Annotated in this window: 6 protein-coding genes; all 6 read right to left on the minus strand. The window is 29.7% G+C overall.

The window, feature by feature from the left end; all coding sequences use genetic code 11:
• Nucleotides 1-205 precede the first annotated feature (205 nt).
• The gene (locus BUC03_RS14840) at nt 206-784 is read right to left on the minus strand and encodes a hypothetical protein (RefSeq protein ID WP_073153879.1); all 579 of its coding nucleotides are present in this window, start codon (nt 782-784) and stop codon (nt 206-208) included.
• A gap of 897 nt (nt 785-1,681) precedes the next feature.
• Entirely contained in the window at nt 1,682-2,038 is a 357-nt protein-coding gene (locus BUC03_RS14850; RefSeq protein WP_073153884.1) for a hypothetical protein, read from the minus strand.
• A gap of 167 nt (nt 2,039-2,205) precedes the next feature.
• Nucleotides 2,206-2,874, minus strand: a complete 669-nt coding sequence (locus tag BUC03_RS14855; RefSeq protein ID WP_073153887.1) for a hypothetical protein — start codon at nt 2,872-2,874, stop codon at nt 2,206-2,208.
• A 168-nt stretch (nt 2,875-3,042) separates the two neighbouring features.
• Nucleotides 3,043-3,483 carry an RDD family protein gene (locus tag BUC03_RS14860; RefSeq protein ID WP_234971645.1) on the minus strand — a complete coding sequence of 147 codons (441 nt, stop codon included), beginning with the start codon at nt 3,481-3,483 and terminating at the stop codon, nt 3,043-3,045.
• A gap of 6 nt (nt 3,484-3,489) precedes the next feature.
• Nucleotides 3,490-3,900: a hypothetical protein gene (locus BUC03_RS14865; protein ID WP_073153893.1), complete on the minus strand. Its 411-nt coding sequence runs from the start codon at nt 3,898-3,900 to the stop codon at nt 3,490-3,492.
• A gap of 43 nt (nt 3,901-3,943) precedes the next feature.
• Nucleotides 3,944-4,516, minus strand: coding sequence for a hypothetical protein (locus tag BUC03_RS14870; RefSeq protein WP_143159220.1), 573 nt, complete (start codon nt 4,514-4,516; stop codon nt 3,944-3,946).
• Nucleotides 4,517-4,697: the final 181 nt, after the last annotated feature.

Here is a 4,697-nt window from a genome sequence, read left to right on the forward strand (position 1 = left end):
AAATAATAATAATAATAATAACAGTAGAATTTTATTCATTCGCTTTTTTTTACATTACCCACAACGGTTTTGTATAATTTCCCAGCTAAGGGAAGGTTAAGAGTAAAGATAATAAAAAGAGCTAACTTTGACGCTTTTGCGTCTGTGTCCGCAGGACACAACTAAACCTTAGTTGGAATTATACGATGTTGGCAAATCGTTATTTTTAATTCCAATATTTTTCTATTAGATGATATATAATTCCTTTATCAACGTCAATTGCTAAATAATTCGCATTCGGATATTTATTACATCGATAAAATTCAATTTTCTCAATATTTTCTATATTATAAAAGAATGAAATTTCCTTTTTAAAATCAGGCATTTCACGTTCTATAAATTCTAAATTCTTTTTCAGTTCATTTCCGTCAGACTTTTTAATTTCTGCGTCAGATATTTCAGGTTGTTTGGTTTTCAATTCCGATAGAAACTTTATTATACCTGCCTTATCTGTTTTATATTTAAAATAGCAGGAATAAAAATTAGGCGGAAAGTTAATTTGAACACTTTTCATTTCGTCCATTCCTGGAATAATTTCATCAGAATATATATCTTTTAAAGTTACGTTTTCAGTTGATGAAAATGAATTAAAGACAAAGTTTACTGATTTCTTCCAAGTTTTTTTGGAAACATCCGCAATTTCGTTTTTTGATTTTTCAATCAATTCCTTTCCTTTATTTTTCGCTCTTTGACAAGAACAGAAAATAATTAAAATCGTTAATATTATGTTTGTTTGCGCTTTCATTTAATGTTTGCCAACGGTTTTGTATAATTTCCCAGCTAAGGGAAGGTTAAGAGTAAAGATAGTAAAAAGAGCTAACTTTGACTCTTTTGCGTCTGTGTCCGCAGGACACAACTAAACCTTAGTTGGAATTATACGTTGTTAGCATACGTTTTTTATTTGTATCACTTTTGTATCCGCTCATTGGTTTTAAGTTAAATATTTAATTTATAAGTTTTGCTCTGAAAAGTTACTTAATTCAGATAGTGATTAAGACCCAAAATAAAACAGGAATTTATGTTAATCCTTTATTTATAATATAGCCTCCGTTTTCATTACGTTCGTTCTACATAAGAATAAGTAAAAATGAAAACACACAAATTATTTATTAATCAAAAAGTCCAGCAAAGAATCATTTTTTTAAGTTTATTTCTGTCATTTTTTATTCAATAAACCTTACATAAAGCTTAAATTGAAATTATAATTCCAATTGCAATAATTAAGTTAATTAAAATTGCTAAAAAACTAATCATTGTATGTGCATTACAATTTTTCGTCTCTTTTATAATCAATAAATCAATTAGCATAAATATGATAGCAACGAAAATTATAAATACAGGTATAATAAAACCAACTGGAGGAGTATGACTGCTTCGAATTCCTTCTTTAACAATTGCATAAGTTGTCAGTGATAATGCTGATAGATATAAAATTACTTTAAAATAGTAGTATATTTTCATTGGAAATCTAAATGTATGCTAACGGTTTTGTATAATTTCCCAGCTAAGGGAAGGTTAGGAGTAAAGATAATAAAAAGAGCTAACTTTGACGCTTTTGCGTCTGTGTCCGTAGGACACAATTAAACCTTAGTTGGAATTATACGTTGTTGGCTACCGTTTTTTATTAAAATTTAATATTTAACTAATTATAACTTATGAATAATTTTATTAATTCAATTATTGATGTTGTCATAACTAATATTTCAGTTATTAGTGTGATTTTAGATATTTTATTGTGCGTTTGTTTATTAATTCTTTCGGGTGAATTTCTAAAAATTCGTAAAAGCAACCAATAAGCAGGGATTTCGTAAATCCATCTTAAATCATACCATTTATAGGGGTAAATTTCAAATTTATAATCAGTAAGAATTATATCTGGATTTAATTTAGAAATGTAGTTTGAAAAAGTCATAAATTCAATTTCATAATACACTTCAAGCGGTTTGTTTTTATTTCCGTGAGTTGTTTTTGTTCTAACTATTTTATTAGATTTATTCATCCTATATGAATTGTTTACAAATGGTTGCCAACGGTCTCGTATAACCGTCAGTTACGGGTTAATATGCGTTAATTTTCGGTTTGGAACAGACGTTAGCAATTCCGAGTGGATTCGGACGTAGTCGAATCCGCCGTAATTGCAGTTATACATTGTTGTACGCAGTTTTTTCATACTCCCATTATTACTTTATAATATTCGAATTGCTCTATTTCTCCGTTTTCCTTTATTCTAAAAAATACTTTGTCAATTATATTCGAAGCATTAGAAAAATTTAAAAGATACCATTGGTTCTTTTTCAAGTCCATAGGTAGCGTGTCAGACACATTTTTTGAATAGTCGTAAAATTTCAGGTCAGCCACTCCGTCTTTTGTGAAAACCCATTTGTAATTCTCACTTTTTTCAAAAAATCCGATTTTTCTTTGGGCTTCAAAAGGAAAGTTTTCACTGATAATACTGTCGATAAGATTTTTACTATCAATGTATTCCATAATTCTTTTGTCGTGTCCTTCTCCGCCAAGTGAGTTTCCGTTCAAAGCCATTATGGTGTCCATTTTCATTCGATTTTTCGAAATCAAACTTTTTTCTGTTTGATTATATACGTTTTCGCCTAAATGTCCAGAAAATCCTTTTGTTGGTCCACAAAAGAGTGATATTCCATCGGTATATTTTGTCGGTCTTCCTTCTTCATTAAATTCCGTTACGAATATTTCAATCAAGTCAAATCCGTCTTGAATCGGTTTGTCTCTATTTATTCCGTCTTGGGTAATTTGATATGAATGGTCGCTACAACCAAATAGGATTAAGAAGATTATGAAATATGTAATTCTGATGTTCATTTTTCAAATTGCGTACAACGGTTTTGTATAATTTCCCAGCTAAGGGAAGGTTAGGAGTAAAGATAGTAAAAAGAGCTAACTTTGACGCTTTTGCGTCTGTGTCCGCAGGACACAACCCAACCTTAGTTGGAATTATACGTTGTTACCATACGTTTTTCCGCACGATGTTTATTCATTCTTGTTTTCGGTCAGAGATTTCATTGGCACAACAATTGTCTTTGCCCACAAATCTCCAACACGTTGATTTTTATCCGTATTCTTTATCGTAATTATTCCGACTAATCCAAAAAAGAACATATCAATTGGGTCAAGTAAATGACGTTTAAAAGATTGCCCGAAAGTCAGTTTTTGATTAATTCCGTTCATTGGAATTGCTTTTAAACCAACAATCGAATTTCCAATCGTTCCGCCAAATCCGCTTTCCAATCCGACTGTCATAATTAACCAAAAAATCATTGGTATTAAAGCTGGTGCTCCGTTTAATGAATATCCGCCATCATCATTCGGTTCTCCAAGAGTAAAAACCATAAAAAATGTAAATCCATAAATTAACAGATAATCAATAAATCCTGCTAATATTCTTTTTCCAATATTCGGTTGTGTTTTCAAAATCTTTTAATTTTTTAACCAATCATAAATAAATTTACCGAGTATCGCAATTACAGCTCCAATTATCAGCCAAATGAATTTGGTAAAATTTTGACTTTTGATAAATCGCTTTAATCTATAACTAATTTCAACAAATTTATTTGCTCTTTCAAATTTATAATCTCTTTTTCGACCATCATTTGTCGATGCAATTATTTGGTTGGCTGTTTCCTTATCTTTCCAAATATAATCGTAAACATTTTTTGAGTAAAATGTTCGTTTAACAAGAACTTCTTTAATTTTTTTTCTCTTTCTCAAGGTTTTTTCGAAATGTATGGTAACGGTTTTGTATAATTTCCCAGCTAAGGGAAGGTTAGGAGTAAAGATAGTAAAAAGAGCTAACTTCGACGCTTTTGCGTCTGTGTCCGCAGGACACAACTAAACCTTAGTTGGAATTATACGGTGTTGCCCGTCGTTGTTTTTATCCGTTTGATTTTTTACCATTTCTTTCAGCCTCTTGTTTAATTGAATCAATTCTTTTTAGCTGTCTATTTAATTTTTTGTTTCCTATTATAGCTGGTATTTTTACGACTAAAGTATCAAGATAAAATACTGCTTCTAATCTAAATGACTTGTCAGTTTTATTTTCAGGTATAAACTTATAGGTGAAATTAGATTCTTTATGGTTTTTGTAAAGAGTTTTATTTTCTTTTTCGTCATTTAAAATATTAACATTGAAAGAAGGTAAATCTTCTATTGAATGAAATATAAAATTTAATTCATTTGGTTTTCCTGGAATTAATTCTTTATTTTTTGGGATACCAACTAATAAAAGTGAAGTAAGCTTTTTATATTGCATTCTATTTATTGAGTCTGCAAGCTTTGTATTCAATTCTTTTAACCTAATAATCTTAGTTTCTAATTCTTTATTTTTAGGGTTTTTGCAAGATATTAGCAAAATAATTACTATTAAAAAACATAGTGATTTTTTCATAAGATAGATGTTCTTGATTTTAAAATTCTTACTTTTTAAAAAAGGATTTCGGTTTTTCAATTCATACGCCGAACTTTTGCAAAATAGAAACGACCATTGTCATTAAAACTTAATTTTTAAATGGACACGAACTTTTTCCAATGACGGGCAACGGTTTTGTATAATTTCCCAGCTAAGGGAAGGTTAAGAGTAAAGATAATAAAAAGAGCTAACTTCGACGCTTTTGCGTCTGTGTCCGCAG

Origin of the sequence: Mesonia phycicola, from assembly GCF_900141885.1 — a bacterium.
In the GTDB taxonomy this organism is placed as follows: Bacteria; Bacteroidota; Bacteroidia; order Flavobacteriales; family Flavobacteriaceae; genus Mesonia; species Mesonia phycicola.